Origin of the sequence: Neptunomonas concharum, from assembly GCF_008630635.1 — a bacterium.
GTDB lineage: Bacteria > Pseudomonadota > Gammaproteobacteria > Pseudomonadales > Balneatricaceae > Neptunomonas > Neptunomonas concharum.
This window is the reverse complement of sequence record NZ_CP043869.1, coordinates 3,513,325-3,534,636: the sequence shown is the minus strand read 5'-3', so window position 1 is coordinate 3,534,636 and position 21,312 is coordinate 3,513,325. Positions and strand designations below refer to the sequence as shown.

At 47.2% G+C, this 21,312-nt stretch carries 17 protein-coding genes; 14 read left to right on the top strand and 3 right to left on the bottom strand.

From position 1 onward, the window contains the following. The first annotated feature begins 4 nt into the window (after window positions 1-4). From atpA to F0U83_RS16775, 4 genes are all read left to right on the top strand, one after another. Entirely contained in the window at window positions 5-1,549 is a 1,545-nt protein-coding gene (gene atpA, locus F0U83_RS16790; RefSeq protein ID WP_138985891.1) for a F0F1 ATP synthase subunit alpha, read from the top strand. 72 nt (window positions 1,550-1,621) lie between these two features. After that, complete coding sequence (atpG, locus tag F0U83_RS16785) at window positions 1,622-2,485, top strand: F0F1 ATP synthase subunit gamma (RefSeq protein WP_138985890.1); 864 nt, start codon at window positions 1,622-1,624, stop codon at window positions 2,483-2,485. A gap of 36 nt (window positions 2,486-2,521) precedes the next feature. Beyond that, window positions 2,522-3,898: a F0F1 ATP synthase subunit beta gene (gene atpD, locus F0U83_RS16780; RefSeq protein ID WP_138985889.1), complete on the top strand. Its 1,377-nt coding sequence runs from the start codon at window positions 2,522-2,524 to the stop codon at window positions 3,896-3,898. A 34-nt stretch (window positions 3,899-3,932) separates the two neighbouring features. Then, complete coding sequence (locus F0U83_RS16775; RefSeq protein ID WP_138985888.1) at window positions 3,933-4,358, top strand: F0F1 ATP synthase subunit epsilon; 426 nt, start codon at window positions 3,933-3,935, stop codon at window positions 4,356-4,358. 59 nt (window positions 4,359-4,417) lie between these two features. On the opposite strand, the gene F0U83_RS16770 is transcribed toward F0U83_RS16775, so the two are convergent. Further along, window positions 4,418-5,158: a TrmB family transcriptional regulator gene (locus tag F0U83_RS16770; protein WP_138985887.1), complete on the bottom strand. Its 741-nt coding sequence runs from the start codon at window positions 5,156-5,158 to the stop codon at window positions 4,418-4,420. A gap of 112 nt (window positions 5,159-5,270) precedes the next feature. Between F0U83_RS16770 and glmU the strand changes: the two genes are divergently transcribed. The 10 genes from glmU to F0U83_RS16720 all read left to right on the top strand — a co-directional run bounded on the left by glmU (window position 5,271) and on the right by F0U83_RS16720 (window position 19,898). Beyond that, complete coding sequence (gene glmU, locus F0U83_RS16765; protein WP_211343595.1) at window positions 5,271-6,635, top strand: bifunctional UDP-N-acetylglucosamine diphosphorylase/glucosamine-1-phosphate N-acetyltransferase GlmU; 1,365 nt, start codon at window positions 5,271-5,273, stop codon at window positions 6,633-6,635. An 11-nt stretch (window positions 6,636-6,646) separates the two neighbouring features. Then, window positions 6,647-8,473: a glutamine--fructose-6-phosphate transaminase (isomerizing) gene (gene glmS / locus F0U83_RS16760; protein WP_138985885.1), complete on the top strand. Its 1,827-nt coding sequence runs from the start codon at window positions 6,647-6,649 to the stop codon at window positions 8,471-8,473. A 178-nt stretch (window positions 8,474-8,651) separates the two neighbouring features. Continuing rightward, window positions 8,652-11,486 (top strand): type I restriction endonuclease subunit R, encoded by a 2,835-nt coding sequence (locus tag F0U83_RS16755; RefSeq protein WP_138985884.1) that lies wholly within the window; start codon window positions 8,652-8,654, stop codon window positions 11,484-11,486. Then, complete coding sequence (locus tag F0U83_RS16750; RefSeq protein ID WP_138985883.1) at window positions 11,486-12,835, top strand: restriction endonuclease subunit S; 1,350 nt, start codon at window positions 11,486-11,488, stop codon at window positions 12,833-12,835. The genes F0U83_RS16755 and F0U83_RS16750 overlap by 1 nt, the downstream gene beginning before the upstream one ends. Before the next feature lie 368 nt (window positions 12,836-13,203). Then, complete coding sequence (locus tag F0U83_RS16745) at window positions 13,204-14,775, top strand: Fic family protein (RefSeq protein WP_246077559.1); 1,572 nt, start codon at window positions 13,204-13,206, stop codon at window positions 14,773-14,775. Beyond that, on the top strand, window positions 14,776-16,266 hold the full coding sequence (locus F0U83_RS16740; RefSeq protein ID WP_138985882.1) for a class I SAM-dependent DNA methyltransferase: 1,491 nt from the start codon (window positions 14,776-14,778) through the stop codon (window positions 16,264-16,266). It abuts the gene before it with no gap. Between the two features lie 235 nt (window positions 16,267-16,501). Then, window positions 16,502-17,068 (top strand): DJ-1/PfpI family protein, encoded by a 567-nt coding sequence (locus F0U83_RS16735; protein ID WP_138985881.1) that lies wholly within the window; start codon window positions 16,502-16,504, stop codon window positions 17,066-17,068. Window positions 17,069-17,156: 88 nt separating this feature from the next. Next, entirely contained in the window at window positions 17,157-17,507 is a 351-nt protein-coding gene (locus tag F0U83_RS16730; protein ID WP_138985880.1) for a ribbon-helix-helix domain-containing protein, read from the top strand. A 93-nt stretch (window positions 17,508-17,600) separates the two neighbouring features. Continuing rightward, complete coding sequence (locus F0U83_RS16725) at window positions 17,601-18,335, top strand: 2OG-Fe(II) oxygenase (protein ID WP_138985879.1); 735 nt, start codon at window positions 17,601-17,603, stop codon at window positions 18,333-18,335. A 75-nt stretch (window positions 18,336-18,410) separates the two neighbouring features. Further along, window positions 18,411-19,898: an FMN-binding glutamate synthase family protein gene (locus F0U83_RS16720; RefSeq protein ID WP_138985878.1), complete on the top strand. Its 1,488-nt coding sequence runs from the start codon at window positions 18,411-18,413 to the stop codon at window positions 19,896-19,898. Between the two features lie 28 nt (window positions 19,899-19,926). Here F0U83_RS16720 and F0U83_RS16715 read toward each other — a convergent pair whose 3' ends face one another. Continuing rightward, window positions 19,927-20,133 (bottom strand): PA3496 family putative envelope integrity protein, encoded by a 207-nt coding sequence (locus tag F0U83_RS16715; protein ID WP_246077557.1) that lies wholly within the window; start codon window positions 20,131-20,133, stop codon window positions 19,927-19,929. A gap of 167 nt (window positions 20,134-20,300) precedes the next feature. Further along, on the bottom strand, window positions 20,301-21,185 hold the full coding sequence (gene hexR, locus F0U83_RS16710; RefSeq protein ID WP_138985877.1) for a transcriptional regulator HexR: 885 nt from the start codon (window positions 21,183-21,185) through the stop codon (window positions 20,301-20,303). Between the last annotated feature and the right edge of the window lie 127 nt (window positions 21,186-21,312).

Sequence of the window (21,312 nt, the reverse complement as noted above, 5' to 3'; positions counted from 1 at the left end):
AACCATGCAGCAACTGAATCCATCTGAGATCAGCGAGATTCTCAAGAAGCGCATCGAAAAGCTGGATGTGTCTTCTGAAGCCCGTAATGAGGGCACTATCGTCAGCGTATCCGATGGTATCATTCTGATCCACGGTCTAGCTGACGTAATGTACGGGGAAATGATCGAATTCCCTGGCGGCATTTACGGTATGGCGCTCAACCTTGAGCGTGATTCTGTCGGCGCTGTAGTTCTGGGTGACTACCAAAGCTTGGTAGAAGGTATGACGGCGCGTTGCACAGGCCGTATCCTTGAAGTACCAGTAGGTCCTGGCCTGAAAGGTCGTGTTGTTGACGCATTGGGTAACCCAATCGACGGCAAAGGTCCTGTTGAAGCGGTAATGACAGACGCTGTTGAAAAAGTAGCACCGGGCGTAATCGCTCGTAAGTCTGTTGACCAGCCTGTACAAACAGGTCTGAAAGCTATCGACGCAATGGTACCGGTAGGACGTGGTCAGCGTGAGTTGATCATCGGCGACCGCCAGATCGGTAAATCGGCAATTGCGATTGACGCGATCATCAACCAGAAAGACACTGGCGTTACTTGTATCTACGTAGCCGTAGGTCAAAAGCAATCCACAATCGCAAACGTAGTACGTAAGCTGGAAGAGCACGGCGCAATGGATCACACCATTGTCGTTGCAGCGGGTGCCGCTGATCCTGCAGCAATGCAGTTCTTGGCTCCATACTCTGGTTGTACTATGGGTGAATACTTCCGTGACCGTGGTGAAGATGCACTGATCGTGTACGATGACCTGACTAAACAGGCATGGGCATACCGTCAGATCTCTCTATTGTTACGTCGTCCACCAGGACGTGAAGCATACCCTGGTGACGTATTCTACTTGCACTCTCGTCTTCTTGAGCGTGCTGCGCGTGTAAACGCTGAGTATGTAGAAAAGTTCACTAACGGTGAAGTTAAAGGTAAGACAGGCTCTCTGACTGCACTGCCTGTAATTGAAACCCAAGGTGGTGACGTATCTGCGTTCGTACCAACCAACGTAATCTCCATCACTGATGGTCAGATCTTCTTGGAATCGAGCCTGTTTAACTCAGGTATTCGTCCAGCGATCAACGCTGGTCTGTCTGTATCCCGTGTAGGTGGTGCAGCCCAGACTAAGATCATCAAGAAATTAGGTGGTGGTGTACGTTTGGCACTGGCTCAGTACCGTGAATTGGCGGCATTCGCTCAGTTCGCATCAGACCTTGACGATGCTACCCGCGCACAGCTGGAGCACGGTCAGGCTGTAACTGAGTTAATGAAGCAGAAACAGTACTCACCAATGTCTGTAGCTGAAATGGGCTTGAGCCTTTACGCTGCAAACGAAGGTTTCCTGAGTGGTGTTGAACTGAACAAAATCGGTGACTTTGAATCTGCACTGATCTCTTTCTTCAACAGCGAATATGCTGACCTGATGAAAGATGTCAATGATGGCGGTAAGTACAGTGATGAAATCGCTGCACAGTTCAAAGCAGGCATTGAGAAGTTCAAGTCAACTCAAACTTGGTAATCACTCGTTGAGTGCAGGTCTGCTTAATTAGAGAGCGGACCTTTACTAAGTTAAGGTTATATAGGCGGAACTATGGCAGTCGGAAAAGAGATAAAGACGCAAATTGCGAGTATCGGCAGCACACGTAAAATTACTAGCGCTATGGAAATGGTAGCAGCAAGTAAGATGCGTAAGGCTCAAGATCGCATGCAGTCTTCCCGCCCGTACGCTCGCAGTATCCGTGGTGTTATTCAGCATTTGTCAAAATCAAATCCTGAATACAAGCACCTATATATGCAGGACCGTGAAGCGAAGCGCGTTGGTTATATCATCGTTGCTTCTGATCGTGGTCTTTGTGGTGGTCTGAACGTTAACGCGTTCAAAAAGACAATCGCTAGCATGAAAGAGTTCAACGACAAAGGCGTCGAAATTGACGTTTGCGCGTTGGGGGCTAAAGCAGTTTCTTTCTTTAAGAACTACGGCGGAAATGTAGTAGCAGCTAAAACCCATATGGGTGATCATCCAGAAGTGGCTGATTTGATTGGTGCTGTGAAGGTTATGCTGGATTCTTTTGCAGAAGGTAAGCTGGATCGTTTGTACATTGTGTCTAACCAGTTTGTTAACACGATGACACAGAGCCCGCAAGTTGAACAGGTGCTTCCACTGAAAGCAGAAGATGATGATGAACTACTGAATCATCACTGGGACTATATTTATGAACCTGACGCAAAAGAATTGTTAAACGCTCTTCTTATTCGTTACGTTGAGTCCGAAGTGTATCAGGCAGTGGTTGAGAACATCGCTTGCGAACAGGCCGCGCGTATGTTGGCAATGAAAAATGCAACAGACAATGCCGGCAACCTGATTGATGAGCTTCAAATGGTTTATAACAAAGCTCGTCAGGCAGCGATTACTCAGGAAATTTCTGAGATTGTAAGTGGTGCTGCGGCAGTTTAATGCGGTGAACGGGTTAAAATTTAAGAGGATCCGAACATGAGTAGCGGACAAATTGTTCAGATTATCGGCGCAGTTGTCGACGTGGAATTCTCACGTGATAACGTACCGAAAGTTTATGACGCGCTGACCGTAAGCAAAACCGGTCTGACGCTGGAAGTTCAGCAACAGCTGGGTGACGGTGTTGTACGTGCGATCGCGATGGGTCAGACCGAAGGTGTGAGCCGTGGCTTAGAAGTAGAAAATACTGGTGCGCCAGTTTCTGTACCTGTTGGTACAGCAACACTGGGTCGTATCATGGATGTCTTGGGTAACCCAATTGATGATTGTGGTGAAATCGGTGAAGAAGAGCGTATGCCTATTCACCGTAAAGCACCAACCTATGCTGAGCAGGCAGCTTCTAATGAGCTACTGGAAACCGGCATCAAGGTAATCGACTTGGTTTGCCCATTCGCGAAAGGTGGTAAGGTTGGTCTGTTCGGTGGTGCCGGTGTAGGTAAAACCGTAAACATGATGGAGCTTATCCGTAACATCGCGATCGAGCACTCTGGCTTCTCCGTATTTGCGGGTGTAGGTGAGCGTACTCGTGAAGGTAACGACTTCTACTACGAGATGAAAGAGTCCAACGTATTGGACAAAGTATCTCTGGTTTATGGTCAGATGAATGAGCCACCAGGTAACCGTCTGCGCGTAGCGTTGACTGGCCTGACAATGGCTGAGAAATTCCGTGACGAAGGTCGTGACGTACTGTTGTTCGTAGACAACATCTACCGTTACACACTGGCAGGTACTGAGGTATCAGCACTGCTGGGTCGTATGCCTTCTGCGGTAGGTTACCAGCCAACTCTGGCGGAAGAGATGGGCGTTCTGCAGGAGCGTATCACGTCTACTAAAACTGGTTCTATCACGTCTATCCAGGCGGTATACGTACCAGCGGATGACTTGACTGACCCGTCTCCAGCGACAACCTTCTCTCACCTTGACGCAACAGTAGTACTGTCTCGTCAGATCGCAGAGCTGGGTATCTACCCTGCGGTTGACCCACTGGACTCGACTTCTCGTCAGCTAGATCCTCTGGTTATTGGCCAAGAGCATTACGATACTGCTCGTCAGGTTCAGGGTGTACTACAGCGCTACAAAGAGCTGAAAGACATCATCGCGATCCTGGGTATGGATGAGTTATCTGAAGAAGATAAGCAGGTTGTAACACGTGCGCGTAAGATTCAGCGCTTCCTGTCTCAGCCATTCTTCGTTGCAGAAGTATTTACTGGTTCTCCAGGTAAGTATGTTTCTTTGAAAGATACAATCAGCGGCTTTAAGGGCATCCTAGCTGGTGATTACGACAATCTTCCAGAGCAAGCGTTCTACATGGTTGGCGGTATTGAAGAAGCGGTTGAAAAAGCTAAGAGCATGTAATTGCGCTTGGTAAACCTTTAAAAAGGAAAACAACATGGCTATGACTGTTCATTGCGACATCGTAAGTGCTGAAGAAGAGATCTTCTCTGGTCTTGTCGAGTTCGTATCCGTAACAGGTAGCCTGGGTGACTTGGGTATCTACCCAGGTCACGCTCCGCTTCTGACGGAACTAAAACCAGGCCCTGTCGAAATGCGTAAGCAGGGCGGCGAACAGGATATCTTCTACGTATCAGGTGGCTTCATAGAAGTACAGCCTAACAAAGTCATCGTTTTGGCGGATACTGCATTACATGCAGGTGATCTGGATGAAGCGGCGGCTATTGAAGCGCAGAAGCATGCTGAACAAGCGATTGGAGATAAGCAGAGTGAGTTCGAATACGGACGCGCTGCTACTCAACTGGCTGAAGCGGCGGCTCAACTCCGTACGCTGCAGCAAATTCGCAAAAAGCTCGGTAAATAATACTGACGTCGTCGAGTATCTACTCGTAAAAAAGGCAGCTTAGGCTGCCTTTTTTGTGTCTAAAGTAATCGCCACAAGGTATCAAAGATAATCTTCTGGGCGCTGGCTACCTCTTTAGAGTCAATGACCACCGCTGTAGGGTAATTGTTTGATGCTAAGGAAATAATCGCGCATTTAGGAGGATAAATGGCAATGTAAGCGGCATCTACGGAGCCTTCTGTTTTAATCCATTTTCGTTCAGAAAGGTCAGCATCTTCCCCCCCATCACCAATCGCAATCACTTTTACACTAATGCCCTTTTGAATTCTTTGGGAGGTGTAGTTAGGGAAAGGGCGATACAGGTGTGATCGAATGGGCTTCGAAGAGAAAACAGAATAGTTCTTAGATTTATTTTTAGAAACACTACTCAGAATATCTCTAAGTACAAACTCAATGCCATCGTCTCCCTCGTAAAATTGAACATTAGCCGTCGAGAAATCAGGTTTTAGGTGGTTTAGTTCAGGAATAATAGACGACTTGAGTTGCGAAATAGCTTGTTCAAGGTGATGTTGTTTTTGTTCTGCAAGCTCTAGTAAAACACTAGGGTCTCTAGGTGAGAAAAGTCTACGTTTACCTTTGGGGAGATAACTTACAAGTCCTTTTTGCAGAAGACTTTTTAAAGCATCGTAAGTGGTTCCTCGGTTGATACCGGATTTGTCAGCTATTTGGCGAATAGGGCTTGGTCCGAGGCTGATCAACGCGCGATAAATAGCCATTTCGCGCTCATCAAGGCCTAGATGTTTAGGATCAAATTTAAACATTTGTCAAAAAATTCCTGACAAAAACTATTGTATCCGTGACTCTATCATATAGATTGGTCAAATTAATAAACAAACTGTAATTTTTTGATTTAGGCGTAACAGGTTAATTTCTATGACAACGGATATTGTGATTCTTGCAGCGGGGCAAGGAAGCCGGATGAAATCCGCTTTGCCCAAAGTACTTCATCCCATTGCCGGTAAGCCCATGGTTCAGCATGTTCTTGATCGAGCCAGAGCAATACAAGCGGCAAATATGCATCTGGTTATTGGTCATGGTGCCGAACAACTTCGTACAGCCCTACAGCACGAGTCCCTATCTTTTTCTCTTCAGGCTGAACAGCTCGGCACCGGTCATGCGGTTACACAGGCATTGCCTAACATTGACACAGCAGGGGTAACCTTAATTCTGTATGGTGATGTTCCCCTGACGCGAACAGAGACAATGGAACGGCTTATCACAGCTGCTCGTAAGGGACACTTAGGTTTATTAACTGTACACCTGAATGATCCGACAGGTTATGGACGAATTGTCCGTAATGAAGTGAATGATGTAGTTGCAATTGTCGAGCAAAAAGATGCGAATGCTGCCCAACTAGCTATAACAGAAGTTAATACCGGCATTATGGCGGTGCCTTCGCAGCGATTAGCTGAATGGCTTCCTCGTCTATCCTCTGAGAATGCTCAGGGTGAATACTACCTAACTGATATTATTGCTATGGCCTCAGAAGAGGGTGTGCAGATTGAAGCACAGCACCCTTATTGCGAAGAAGAGGTGCAAGGTGTCAATAACCGATTACAGCAAGCAGCCCTAGAACGATGGTACCAAAGCCAGCTCGCCAATGAGCTAATGTTAGCAGGTGCTACGTTGGCTGATCCTAACCGCATCGATATTCGTGGCTCAGTGAGCGTCAGTGGTGACGTCTTTATCGATATTAACGCGGTATTCGAAGGTGAAGTCGTGCTTGGAAAAGGGGTTATTATCGAGCCTAACTGCGTTATTAAAAACTGCGCCATTGGCGATCATACTCATATTAAAGCCAACTCCCATCTTGAAGATGCTGAGATCGCAGCACAATGTGATATAGGTCCATTTGCTCGTATTCGCCCAGGAACCCGTCTGGCGGATGGGGCAAAAGTTGGCAACTTTGTTGAAACTAAAAAAGCACAGATCGGTAAAGGTTCTAAAGTTAATCACCTCAGTTACATCGGTGATGCCACTATCGGTGAAAACACCAATATTGGTGCCGGTACCATTACCTGCAATTACGATGGAGTGAACAAATCTCTGACGGAGATTGGTGATAATGCATTTATCGGCTCAAATACGGCGCTGGTAGCGCCCGTTAAAGTAGGTAATGGAGCGACGGTAGGTGCAGGGTCGACGATTACCAAGTCGATAGATGATGACCAATTAGCGGTTGCCCGCGGTAAACAACGTAACCTTTCAGACTGGCAGCGCCCGGTTAAAAAATCTTAAGGAGAAGAACCATGTGTGGAATTGTTGGCGCAACGGCGGAGCGTTCAGTCGCAGGCATTTTGTTAGAAGGGTTACGCCGTTTGGAGTACCGTGGTTACGACTCAGCAGGCATGGCCGTGTGGGATGGCGCAGCCATTAACCGCTTACGACGCGCCGGTAAAGTGCAAGCGTTAGCTGATGCTTTGGATAGTCAACCATTAGAGGGTAGTTCAGGTATTGCACATACCCGATGGGCAACCCACGGGAAACCATTGGAGCATAATGCACACCCACATATGTCAGGTGATAAGCTGGCAGTGGTGCATAACGGCATTATCGAAAACTTCGAAGCGTTGAAACAAGAGCTGGTAGATGATGGTTACCTCTTCACCTCTGAAACTGATACCGAAGTAATCGCTCACTTACTTGATAGATCAGTTAAAACAGGTATTAGCCTGCTAGAGGCGGTAAACTCTGTGGTTGGCTTCTTAGAGGGCGCATTTGCCTTAGGAGTGATTCACCAAGAGCGCCCTGGTGAGCTTTATGCTGCACGAAAGGGAAGCCCGCTTGTTATCGGCGTAGGTATCGGTGAAAACTTTATCGCTTCTGATCAGTTGGCGCTTCTGCCGGTTACAGATCGTTTTATGTTCTTGGAAGAAGGTGATACTGCCTTGCTCACCCAAGAAAATATACAGGTATGGGATCGAACCGGTGAGATTGTAGAACGAAAAGTCAGCCGCTATGAACATGGCGTATCTGCAGCGGATAAAGGTGGCTTTAAGCATTACATGCTCAAAGAGATCTATGAACAACCCGCTGCTACGCAAGCCGCATTCCATGATCGAATCCAGGATGGATTAGTCAATGAGAACGTATTTGGCGAGCAAGCCGCTAAAATTTTTGATCAGGTAAAGCAGATTCAGATCATCGCCTGTGGCACCAGTTACCATGCGGGTATGATAGCCAAGTACTGGATGGAAGGCCTAGCAGGTATACCTTGCCATGTGGAAGTAGCGAGCGAGTATCGTTATCGTCCTGTGGTGATTCAGCAGGGCACACTGTTTATCTCTATCTCCCAATCAGGGGAAACAGCCGATACACTGGCCGCCTTAAGGGATGTGCAAGATCAGATCCTCGCTAGCCTAACCATCTGCAATGTCCCAGGAAGTTCACTGGTACGAGAATCAGACCTACACCTCATGACCAATGCTGGGCCCGAAATCGGCGTTGCTTCAACCAAAGCTTTCACCACCCAGTTAGTGGCATTACTCTTAACCACGTTGGTCATTGGGCGTCGTTTCTCACTAACCCAAGAGAAAGAACGCGAAATCGTTAACGCACTCCAGCAGCTACCCTCACTGATTGAGCAATCCATAGCTATGGATGCTGAGATTGAGGAGATGTCCCAAGCCTTTGCAGAGAAACACCATTCACTGTTTTTAGGTAGAGGCACCCTCTACCCTGTGGCAATGGAAGGCGCGCTCAAATTAAAAGAGATCTCCTATATCCATGCAGAAGCCTACCCAGCAGGAGAGCTGAAACACGGCCCGCTGGCGCTTGTTGATAAAGATATGCCGGTGGTAACCGTCGCCCCGCGTAATGACATGCTGGACAAGCTCAAAGCCAATCTTCAGGAAGTTAGTGCCCGTGGGGGAGAGCTGTTTGTTTTTGCAGGCTGCACACAAAATCTACAATCGGCAGAAGGGGTACACGTACTGGGTATGCCGGAGATTCCCGAAATACTTGAGCCAATCGTATACACCGTACCCTTACAATTACTGTCCTATCATGTCGCAGTATTAAAAGGCACGGATGTAGACCAGCCTCGAAACTTGGCTAAGTCGGTGACGGTAGAGTAGTAAGCCAAATGGCACAAGCGTAGAAACAAAAAGCTGTCATACTTACAAAAAAGCATCATACTCAGGAACTGAACTATTCTTGATAAAACAGGAATAGTTCAGTTGTTTCCCGCATAATTATATTTCATTCACAAAGTACCAAGCGTTCGAAGCCAATCAGTAAACAGGGACGTGAAATATGGTCAACCAAAACCCCGAACAAAAAGCCCGTGACCAAATAGATGCTTTGCTGACCCACGCGGGATGGGTTGTGCAGGATAAGAAAAAGATCGACTTTTCTGCCGCCACTGGCGTTGCAGTTCGGGAGTACCAGACCGATGTAGGCCCGGCGGATTATGTACTGTTTGTAGATAAACAGGCCGTGGGCGTGATTGAAGCCAAACCCGAAACCTGGGGCGAGAAGATCACCACCGTTGAAGACCAGTCCCAAGGGTATGCCAACGCTACGTTAAAGTGGGTGAATAACAGCCAGCCTTTGCGCTTTGTTTATGAAAGCACCGGTGTGATTACCCGTTTTACCGATGGTCTAGACCCACGCCCACGCTCGCGTGAAGTGTTTAACTTTCACCGCCCCGAAACCCTTGCCAAATGGCTTAAAGAAGCGCTCGTTAACCATAAAAGTCTACGCGGGCGTTTACAGGATTTTCCGCCCCTGATTAAAGAAGGCCTGCGTGATTGCCAGATAACCGCCATCACCAACCTTGAAGAGTCTTTCAAACAAGATAAACCCCGCGCGCTGGTACAGATGGCCACAGGTTCCGGCAAAACCTTTACCGCCATTACGGCCAGTTATCGCCTGTTGCGTGAGCCAGTCAGTGCCAACCGTATTCTTTTTTTGGTGGACACCAAAAACTTGGGAGAACAAGCCGAACAAGAGTTTATGAGCTTTGTTCCCAACGACGATAACCGCAAATTCACCGAGCTATACACCGTACAGCGCTTAAAAAACCAATACATCGCCAAAGATGCGCAAGTGTGCATCAGCACCATTCAGCGCATGTATTCCATCTTAAAAGATGAACCACTAGACGAAGCGCTCGAAGAACAAAACCCCGCCGAGCAATACACTCGCCCCAAAGAGCCGCTGCCGGTGGTGTATAACGAAAAAATCCCGCCGGAGTTTTTTGATGTCATCATCATTGATGAATGTCACCGCTCAATCTACAACCTGTGGCGGCAGGTGCTGGAGTATTTTGATGCCTATCTGGTGGGCCTGACCGCCACGCCGGATAACCGCACCTACGGTTTCTTCCGCAAAAACGTAGTGAGCGAATACGACCACGAAAAAGCCGTGGCCGATGGCGTTAACGTCGGTAACGAAATCTTTGTTATCGAAACCGAAAAAACCAAACAGGGCGGCAAGATAGAAGCGAAGCAACAGGTTGAGCGCCGCGAACGAACCACCCGCAAAAAACGCTGGGAGGCACAAGATCAGGATGAAACCTACAGCGCCAAACAACTAGATCGCAATATTGTAAACCCCGACCAGATTCGTACCGTGATCCGCACCTTCAAAGATGCGCTGCCGACGATATTCCCCGGTCGTAAAGAAGTACCCAAAACCCTGATCTTTGCAAAAACCGACAGCCACGCCGATGACATTATTCAGTGCGTGCGCGAAGAGTTTGGCGAAAGCAACCAGTTCTGCAAAAAGATCACCTACCGCGTTGCCAACGACAAAACCGACAGCGACGGTAGCGTACTGGAAAAAGGCGAAGACCCAAAATCGGTACTGGCCCAGTTCCGTAACGACTACTACCCACGCATTGCCGTAACGGTAGATATGATCGCCACCGGCACCGATGTCAAGGCGCTCGAATGTCTGCTGTTTATGCGCGATGTCAAAAGCAAAAACTACTTCGAGCAGATGAAAGGCCGCGGCACCCGCACACTGGATAAAGACAGCCTGAACAAAGTCACACCCTCTGCACCCAGCGCAAAAACCCACTATGTGATTGTCGATGCCATTGGCGTTACCAAATCGGTAAAAACCGCCAGCCAGCCACTGATAACCAAACCCAGTGTGTCACTCAAAGACTTAGCCATGGGCGTGATGATGGGGGCAAGTGACAGCGATACTGTGTCATCACTGGCAGGGCGCTTAGCGCGCTTAGATAAACAATTGGATGACAAAGAGCGCGCCCGCATTGCCGACAAAGCCGGTGGCACGCCACTGCTGGTCATTGTAGGAGAGCTGTTTAACGCCATTGATGGCGACCGTGTCGAGCAAAAAGCGCTGGAAATAACAGGCCAACCCGCAGGCACCGACCCCGGCGAAGAGGCTCGCAACCAAGCCCAGCATCAGCTGGTGAGCGAAGTTGCTAATGTGTTTAATGGCGAGTGGATTGAACTGATCGACTCGATCCGCCGTGATAAAGAACAAACCATTGTGCACGAGGATCTGGATAAATTAATTAAAGCCGAATGGGCGGGCGAAACCACCGAAAACGCCAAAGCCCTGACGCAAGCCTTTGCCGACTACTTGAGCGAAAACGCCGACCAGATTGATGCGCTAACCCTGTATTTCCGCACACCGGCACGTCGTAGCGAAGTCACCTATACACAGATCAAAGCGCTGCTAGATAAGCTTAAGCAAGACCGCCCCACGCTGGCACCCCTGCGTATTTGGCAGGCGTATGCCCATTTGGATGGTGTTTCTGAAAAAAGAGGTCAGGGTGAAAATCCGCTGACCGAACTCGCAGCACTGGTAGCATTGATTCGCCGTGTTTGTGGAATAGATCAGCACATCACCCCTTTTAGCAACACCGTAAGAAAGAATTTTCAGGACTGGATAATGAAGTACCACGCCGGTGGCAGTAATAAATTCAACGAACAGCAGATGCAGTGGCTGCACGCCATCCGCGACCATATCACCAGCTCGTTCCACTTTGAGCGCGATGATTTGGAGATGACCCCCTTCGATGCCAAAGGCGGCCTAATGGGCATGTACCAGCAGTTTGGCGACAATATGGATTGGGTGATTGAAGAGCTGAATCGGGAGTTGGTGGCGTGATGGAAAAGCAATTTCCTGCTAACTGGACTAAAGCAACTATTGGCGATTTGGCTAACTACGTTAATGGACGTGCATTTAAGCCAACCGAATGGAAAACTAATGGAAAGCCAATTATTCGTATCCAAAATTTAAACAAACCGGATGCTGTTTATAACTTTTCGGATCAGAGTCACGAAGATAAATATTCTGTGAAGAAAGGTGATTTACTATTTGCGTGGTCAGCTTCTCTTGGGGCACATATATGGAAGGGTGATGACGCTTGGCTCAATCAACATATATTTAATGTAATGCCTAAAAGCGGCGTAGATAAAAATTATATTTATTACCTTTTATCTAAAATTACAGCTGAGCTATATGCTAAAGCCCATGGATCAGGAATGGTCCATGTTACTAAGGGGAAATTTGAAGAGACTGAGGTTTTGCTTTCTCCAACTAACGAACAAAAACGAATCGTTGCTAAAATCGAAGAGCTGTTCTCCGAGCTGGATAACGGTATTGCCGCGCTAAAAACCGCCCGCGAGCAACTAAAAGTCTACCGTCAGGCCGTGCTTAAACACGCCTTCGAAGGCAAACTCACCGAGCAATGGCGTGAGGACAATTGTGTCGATAAAACATCTTGGCAGGCTATAACTATCAAGGACATATCACTTCTAGGGCCATCCAATGGCCGCTCGGTGAAAGATAAAGCTGGAGGTTTCCCGGTTTTAAGACTAACTGCGCTGAAAAATGGCAAATTAGACTTGAATGAGTTCAAGGAAGGAGCGTGGAATAAGGATGAGGCTCAGAATTACATTGTAAAAGAAGGTGATTTTCTTTTTTCTAGAGGAAATGGAAGTAAGCACCTTGTAGGGAGAGGTGGGTTAGTCACTGGCCCAATAATTGAAGTTGCATTTCCCGATACCATGATGCGCATAAGACTTGATAAAACGAAGGTCATACCTTCCTTTTTTAGTTACCTTTGGGAATCCAGATTAATAAGAAACCAAATAGAAAGTTCGGCTAGAACTACCGCTGGTATTTACAAGATAAATCAACAGCACGTAAAAAGTTTCATACTTTCTTTACCTTCACTTGTTGAACAGAAAACGACAACTGACATTATTGATAAAAAATTATCAGTTGTTGATGCTCAGTTGTATGCATTAGAGCAGCAACTTATGAAAGCCGAAACCCTACGCCAATCCATCTTGAAAAAAGCCTTTTCCGGTCAGTTAGTGCCGCAAGATCCAAACGACGAGCCGGCCAGTGAACTACTGGCACGTATCCAAGCCGAGAAAGCCGCTTCGGACGTAAAGGCGAAAAAGGCACCCGCAAAGCGTGGTCGTAAAGCAAAGGAGGCCAGCGAATAACTAAATGTCTAAGCTTGCTTTGTTTAGACATTTTTAGCTATTTCTAAACATTTATCCTGCTTAGTTATCTTTTAACTAACTGAAAAATAAAAGCTTTTAGAATGTATAAATGGTGGGTGGTTAGATTTTTTAGACATTTTAGGTTTCATATAGAGCCATCACTAGCCAAGAAATTTGCTTGACCGTTGTTTGACTGAAAGGCGTAAAAACATCTCTTAATATTAAAAAGTTAATCTAAATCAAAGGCTTATAAAAATAAATTTGTTTGACGGTTGTTTGATTGGCATTGCGACATGGTTGTTTTTGCTGTGAAGTAGAAACCGGCACGTAAGGAAATTTGCCGATCACTTAGAACTCAGGGTTATAAAATGGATAAAGGCACTATGACGATAAAACTGCCGATTAATATTGAGGATTTGCTGCATCGTCGCACGGTGGAAAGCGAACGGATTGAGTACAAGGAAGGTTGGAATCCGGAGTCTATCCTGCGTACGCTTTGTGCCTTCGCGAATGACTTTCACAATTTGGGCGGTGGTTATGTGGTGATCGGTGTGGCAGAACAGAACGGTCAGCCCGTGATGCCGCCCGTTGGCCTGTTACCGGAACAGATTGATGCGATCCAAAAAGAAATCTTAAACCTTGGGAACGCTGCAATCAGACCATCCTATCACCCGTTAACGGCCACCTATGAGGTGCAGGGCAAAACCATCCTGGTGCTATGGGCACCGGGTGGCGAAACACGCCCCTATAAAGCCAAAACCAGCCTGGGCAATAAAGCCGATTGGGCTTATTACCTGCGTAAACACACCAGCACAGTAAAAGCCTCGGGTGAGGATGAGCGGGAGTTATTAACCCTTGCGGCAACAGTGCCGTTTGATGATCGCTATCGTCAAAATGCGACTTTAAATGATCTATCCGCCTATTTGATGCGTGATTTTCTGCAAGATATTGGTAGTGAGCTACTTACAGAAGCCCGTGATCTAGACATGGAAACACTTGGGCGCCGGATGAACGTGGTAGGTGGCCCAACGGAAGCGGTTTTTCCTAAGAATGTTGGCTTGCTGTTTTTTAACGAGCATCCTGAGCAGTTTTTCCCTGCGACCCAAATTGACGTGGTGTATTTCCCTGAAGGGGCGGGTGGTGATCGCTTTGAAGAGAAAATCTTTAAAGGCCCGTTAGCTCGCATCACCCAAGATGCGCTTACCTACATCAATAATCTGTATCTAAAAGAAGGTGTGATTAAGCACGCTGATCGCCCAGAAGCTGAGCGCTTTTGGAATTTCCCGTTGGCGGCGATTGAAGAAGCGGTGGTGAATGCCGTGTATCACCGCTCCTATGAAATTCGTGAGCCGATTGAAATCCGTATTGATGGTAACGAACTGGTGGTGCTGAGTTTTCCCGGCCCTGATCGCTCAATTCGTCTAGAGGATTTGCAGGCGGGTAAAGCGGTCAGCCGCCGCTACCGTAATCGCCGTATTGGTGAGTTTTTAAAAGAGCTGGATTTAACTGAGGGCCGCTCGACAGGCGTGCCGAAGATCCTGCGTGTCATGCGCGCCAATGGCTCTCCAAAACCTGAGTTCGAAACCGATGATGAACGCAGTTACTTCTTGATTCGTTTGCCGATTCATCAGGCTTTTGTCGAGCCTGAAATACCGACTACCCCGGAAGTCACCGGGGAAGTCACCGGGGAAGTCACCGGGGAAGTCACCGATGACATGATTCGTCTGCTAATGCTTATGGAAGGCGAGATGACTCGACGAGAATTGCAGGCCAAAATAGGCCTAAAGCATGATGAACACTTCCGTGAAACCTATATTAAACCGGCTTTAAACGCAGGCTTTATCGCTATGACTGTGCCAGATAAACCCCAAAGCCGACTACAAAAATACCGTTTAACTGATTTAGGCAAGCAGGTGCTTGCGACTAAGGACAAACCTTAAATGAATACTGCTTCGATTATTTCCCGTGTTTGGAGTTTTTGCACCACGTTACGTGATGATGGCGTGGGTTATGGCGACTATCTTGAACAGCTGACTTATCTGATCTTCCTGAAAATGGCCGATGAGTATGCCAAGCCGCCTTACTCGCGTGATGTGGGTATTCCGGCCAAGTACAACTGGCAGGCACTGACCAGCAAAAAAGGCGCAGAGCTTGAGGTGCTGTATGTGGAACTGCTAAGGGAATTGGGTAAGCAAAAAGGGATGCTAGGGCAGATTTTTACGAAGGCGCAAAACAAGATTCAAGACCCAGCTAAGCTATATCGTTTAATTGATATGATCGACAGTACCAGCTGGCTTGTGATGGGGGCGGATGTCAAAGGCGATATCTACGAAGGGTTGCTGGAAAAGAACGCGGAAGATACCAAATCGGGTGCGGGGCAATACTTTACGCCACGGCCTTTAATCCGCGCGATGGTGGAGTGTGTTCGCCCAGAACCCAACAAAACCATTGCCGATCCTTCGTGCGGTACGGGTGGCTTCTTCTTGGCGGCTTATGACTTTCTTACAAACCCAGAAAACTACGCGTTAGATAAAGAGCAAAAGCAGTTTCTAAAGCACAGCACCTTCCATGGTAATGAGATCGTCGCTAACACGCGCCGTCTGTGTTTGATGAATATGTTTTTGCATAACATCGGCGAGATCGACGGTGAGAGCCTTGTATCCCCCAATGATGCACTGATCGCGGCCAGCCCAGTTAATGTGGACTATGTGCTGGCCAACCCGCCATTTGGTAAGAAAAGCGCCATGAGCTTTACCAACGAAGAGGGCGAGCAGGAAACCGATGAGCTAACCTACAACCGCCAAGATTTTTGGGCGACCACCTCTAACAAACAGCTGAACTTTGTGCAGCATATTCGCAGTATGTTGAAAACCACCGGTAAGGCAGCGATTGTGGTGCCGGACAACGTGTTATTTGAAGGTGGCGCAGGCGAAACCATTCGTAAGAAGCTGTTAGAAAATACTAATCTTCATACCATTTTGCGTTTGCCAACAGGAATTTTCTACGCCAATGGCGTTAAGGCGAATGTGCTGTTCCTTGATAATAAGCCAGCAAGTCCAGAGCCGTGGACGAAGGAAGTCTGGTTCTACGATTACCGCACCAATATTCACCATACGCTAAAGAAAAAGCCGCTGCGCTTTGAGGATTTGGCCGACTTTATTGCCTGCTACAACCCGCAAAACCCTGCTCAGCGCGAAGAGACGTGGCACCCAGAAAATAACCCCGAAGGCCGCTGGCGGAAATATCCTATTGAGGAGCTGCTGGCGCGGGATAAAACCAGTTTGGATATCTTCTGGCTAAAAGGCAAAAGCCTGACCGATTTAGATAACCTGCCTGAGCCGGATGAGCTGGCCGAAGAGATTATCGAAAATCTTGAGGCCGGTTTGAACAGCTTTCGGGAAGTGCTTAGCGGTCTATCTCTGAAAGAATAAAAACAGTGGATTGTTTTTAATTTCATTATGATGCCCTTTGCTAACCCATAAAAAGCCTAATTCGCTTCAACCGAGTTAGGCTTTTCTATCCCATATAGCTAATCTTTTTCCTCATATTACTCATGTAGTATTCCCGTAATACCTGTAATTCATATCTCCTTGTTATCTTTTCTATGCGTTAAGAGCGGTTGCTGTGTTGGCAACAGTGGTTTAGTCAAAGCATCGGAGTAACGATATGAATAATAAAAAGATTTTGATGATTACGGGTGACTTTACAGAAGATTACGAAACCATGGTGCCTTTTCAGGCGTTGATGGCGGTCGGCCATTCGGTTGATGCGGTGTGTCCCGGAAAGCGAAAGGGAGATACGGTGGTTACGGCGATTCATGACTTTGAAGGTGATCAGACCTACACAGAAAAGCGTGGTCATAACTTTATGCTGAACGCCTCTTTCGATGAGGTTGATGTGACTACCTATGATGCTTTGGTGATTCCGGGAGGCCGTGCTCCCGAGTACTTAAGATTAGATGCAACAGTTGTCGAGATGGTAAAACATTTTTTCGTGACGAATAAACCAGTGGCGGCAATCTGCCATGGTGCACAACTGCTGGCGGCGGCTGGGGTGCTTGAGGGCAAGCTTTGCTCTGCGTATCCTGCCTGTAAGCCTGAAGTTGTTAGTGCGGGTGGGCGTTTTGCAGAGATTGATGTTGCCGAGGCGGTAACAGATGGTAACTTAGTAACGGCTCCTGCATGGCCTGCTCATCCAGCTTGGCTCGCCCAGTTTATGGCTTTACTTAGCTGATAGCCATTGATAAGGGGTGTCGCAACCTGCCGCTGTCTCTGAGTGTGTGGGTTGCGAGATAACATAACGACTTAATGTGGGGGTATCGATGTGTAAGCTTTTTATTCAGGCTGATTCGAATCTTTGGACGAGTAGCACACGCTCGTTACGCGTCGATGGTATGGTGACCAGTATTCGTTTAGAGAACTATTTCTGGTCAGTGCTTGAAGCGATTGCGCAGCGTGATGATATGAATATCCCGCAGATGATTACGCGGCTTTATCATGAGTCGATCGATGCAGAGCACGATCTAGGTAACTTTACCTCTTTTCTGAGAGTCTGCTGTATGCGCTATCTGGCTTTGCAGGTCAGTGGTGATATACCCCTTGATCATCGTATCTCGATTGCTTCGTTGGATGCTCAGGAGATTTTATCCCGTGAACGTAAAGAGATTCACTGATGTGGATCGATCAAATAACGCTATCACTCTGTCTTTGTGCTAAAAAATCGTGTCTAATTTTCTAAAAGGGAACGATATTTAGGCGGCTGATCTATGGATAAACCTCTTCGGGATGATTTCAGACCTTCAAGGAACGAAGCGTGTTTTTGCAATAGTGGACTTCGATTTAAAAACTGTTGCGGCTCTTCGGCATCAAACCGGCAGCCCCCCTATGGGGTTGTTGTCATTGAAAACTTCTTATCTCCTGATGAATGCCAGGCGCTGGTGGTGCTGGCTAAAACGTTAGAGAGTGAGCGTTTAACTATTGTCGATTTAGAACACACCAATGAAGATGAAGTGGTTCGAAAAGTAGATGAAGGGCGTGTTACCGAAAGAGTTGATATGTCTGCACACCAGAGTCGTCTTGATCAATTCGTAAAGCAAGCGCTGCTGGAAGTGGTTGAGCCGCACGTTAAGGATAAAGTGAGCTGGTTTGAGCAGCCGCAACTTCTCAAATACAACCCCGGTGGGTTTTATCTGCCGCATGCTGACAGTGAAAATTTTGATGAAAGTAGTCAGCGCTGGAGAAAAGATTTAGATCGGGATATTAGTTTACTACTTTACCTGAATAGTGATTTTGAAGGTGGACATATCTCCTTTGAAAACTTCGGCTATAAGATTAAGCCCAAAGCGGGGATGTTGATCTTTTTTCCATCAGATAGTCGCTATCTACATACAGCGGAAGCGGTGACGGAGGGAGTGCGTTACGCGATTGTTAGTTGGTCATCGTTATTGAGTTCGCCTAAAGTGAGACGATCACCACCACCTGATGCTATTTCGCTGATATGAAACTAAAAATTCGCTGTTTTATGTGATTACATGCTAGCTTTAGTAGATAGATCATAGCGTTTTGGAGTTTTAGCCGTGAACGATACCCTTACCTCATTTGCCATTAACTTTATCGCGACCGTTGGTATTATTTTCTTGATTGTCGTAGCCGGTTTATTACTCACGGCGGCCGTCATGTATTGGCAAGATAAGCATCAAACATCGCAGACTATTCGGCGTAACTACCCACTTATCGGACGTTTTCGTTACCTCTTTGAGCACTTAGGTGAGTTTTTTCGCCAGTACTTTTTTGCAATGGATCGGGAGGAGCTACCCTTTAACCGTGCGCAAAGAAGCTGGGTTTATCGTGCCGCGAAGAATCTTGATAACACCATCGCATTTGGCTCGACGCGTGATCTGCGCCGCCCAGGTACTTACTATTTTCTTAATTGCCCATTTCCTACGTTGTCCGAAGATTCAGCACAGTCGCAGCCGATGCGTATCGGACCTTATTGTGAACAGCCTTACGATGCTCCCTCTTTTTTTAATATCTCAGGTATGAGTTATGGTGCTCTCTCTAAGCCTGCGGTTCAGGCACTATCTTATGGTGCAGCGAAAGCGGGCTGCTGGATGAACACAGGGGAAGGTGGGTTATCGCCTTTTCACCTTGAAGGTGGGTGTGACATTGTTTTTCAGATTGGTACAGCCAAATACGGTGTTCGTGATTCAGCAGGGAATCTGTCGGATGACAAATTGAGAGAAAAAGCGGCGATAAGCCAAGTGAAGATGTTTGAGATCAAGCTTTCTCAAGGAGCAAAACCGGGTAAGGGTGGCATCTTGCCCGCCGAAAAAGTAAGTAAGGCGATTGCCGAAATTCGCGGTATTCCAGAAGGGCAGCCGTCAATCAGTCCAAATCGCCATGCGGATATCGCCTCTATTGATGATTTACTGGATACCGTAGAGCGAATTCGCCGAGTGACCGGTAAGCCCTGTGGTTTTAAACTGGTGCTAGGCACGACAGATTGGCTGGATCAATTCTGTGAAGCCGTAATTAAACGAGGCGTTGAGCGAGCTCCTGACTTCATTACGCTAGACAGTTCTGATGGTGGCACGGGCGCCGCCCCTATGCCGCTGATGGATAATGTCGGTTTGCCAGTACGTGAGAGTTTGCCGATTCTTGTTAATAAATTGGCACAACATGAGTTACGAAGTCGGATTCGTGTCATTGTGTCCGGAAAAATGATCAACCCGACAGATGTGGCAGCGGCTATCTGTATTGGTGCTGATTTTGTGGTTAGTGCCCGAGGGTTTATGTTCGCGCTAGGGTGCATACAGGCGCTGCAGTGTAATAAGAACACCTGTCCTACAGGTATCACCACCCATGATCCAGACTTACAGCAGGGCTTGGTCCCTGAGGTAAAAGCGGAAAGGGTTTTCCATTTCCACCAGAATCTGGTTCATGAGGTTGAAATGATCGCCCACTCGTGTGGAGTTCCAGAGCCGCGACAACTTAAACGTCATCATGCGGCACTGGTATTAGATGGCGGACGTTCTGTACCCCTCAATATTATCTACCCTGATTGATAAACCTTCAGGGTTTCAGGCAGGGTAGCTAGATATCATCAAACCAAGCTTCCCTGTCTATCTCTTTGGATAAACGAACCTCTTCACGGTGGGCTTCTATGGCTCTTCGGGCCGCTAGTAATCGCTTTGACGCTTGCTGCTTGTTGCGGATTTTTTCCTCTTCCTCAAAACCGATCAATGTATCAATAACCTCGATCTGTACATGACTCAGGGTGGCTGTTTTTTGATTCAGCATAATATCTCAACCTCGCGCTATACAATGAGTTAAAGCACTGAGGATCGTTAGCCTCAGTAAACTCAAGAGACATCAACAACTCTTTTTTAACTAAAAATTGGTCAGATTTCAACCAGTGAGGAATATAGCGAGGGGAAGTTGCAGTTTTGTTAAAGCTAAAACGGAGATTAGATATTATCTGGGCGGCGTGTAAGCATCCGTCTGTCATTCTGTCGTAAACTGCGTAGGCTGCGCTTAATCGTTTTAAGGTGATCTAGCAGTGCTGGGCCTAAGCGCATAGCTACGCCTACCGCTAATACATCAATTACCACTAAGTGAAGAACCCGTGAAGACATTAATGTACTGAGGTCTTTATCTTCTTCTACATCAATATGGATGGGCAGTGTAGCCAGTTCAGCTAGCGGAGTGTTGCTTGGGCACAATGATATGACGGTTGCGCCGGTATCGCGCACTAGCTTGACCGTATGCAAAAGATCTTTTGTTCGCCCTGTTTGGGATATAGCGACAACGACATCCCCCGGAACCATCGATACCGCGGAGATTGTTTGCATATGTGGATCGGAATAAGCGGCAGCAGAAATTTGCAGTCGATAAAACTTATGCTGCGCATCACTACAAACAGCAGCAGAGGCACCAAATCCATAAAACTCAATCCGCTTTGCTTTAACAAGAGCGTCAATGGCGCTTTCTAGCGTGTTGGGTTCTAGTTGGTCGCGGATGTGGATCAGATTTCCGATCATAGAATCAAAAATCTTTTGTTTAAACTCGGATACCGTATCTTTGGAATCTAATGAAAACTGCTCAAAACTGGCGTTACTGGCAAGCCCTTGGGCTAGCGTCAGTTTAAAGTCCTGAAAGCCATCGTAATGTAAAGCACGGCAAAAGCGTACGACGGTAGGTTCGCTGACATTCGCTTCAGAGGCTAAGTCAACAATCCGCATGTGAATGACATCCTGAGGATTCGCCAAAACAAAGTCCGCGACCTTCTGCTCTGACTTGCGAAGCTTTGGGCGCGCATCGGTAATGGATTTTAGTAAATTTGCAGAGTTCAAGTACGAATCTCATTGGATAGTGTCATTGTTAAGCAAGTATAACAACGAAACAAGTGACAGGGTAATTTTACAAAAAATCTTATTTGTCAGAATAGGTTAGGCGTATCTTGTTGGCATGGGTGATAAC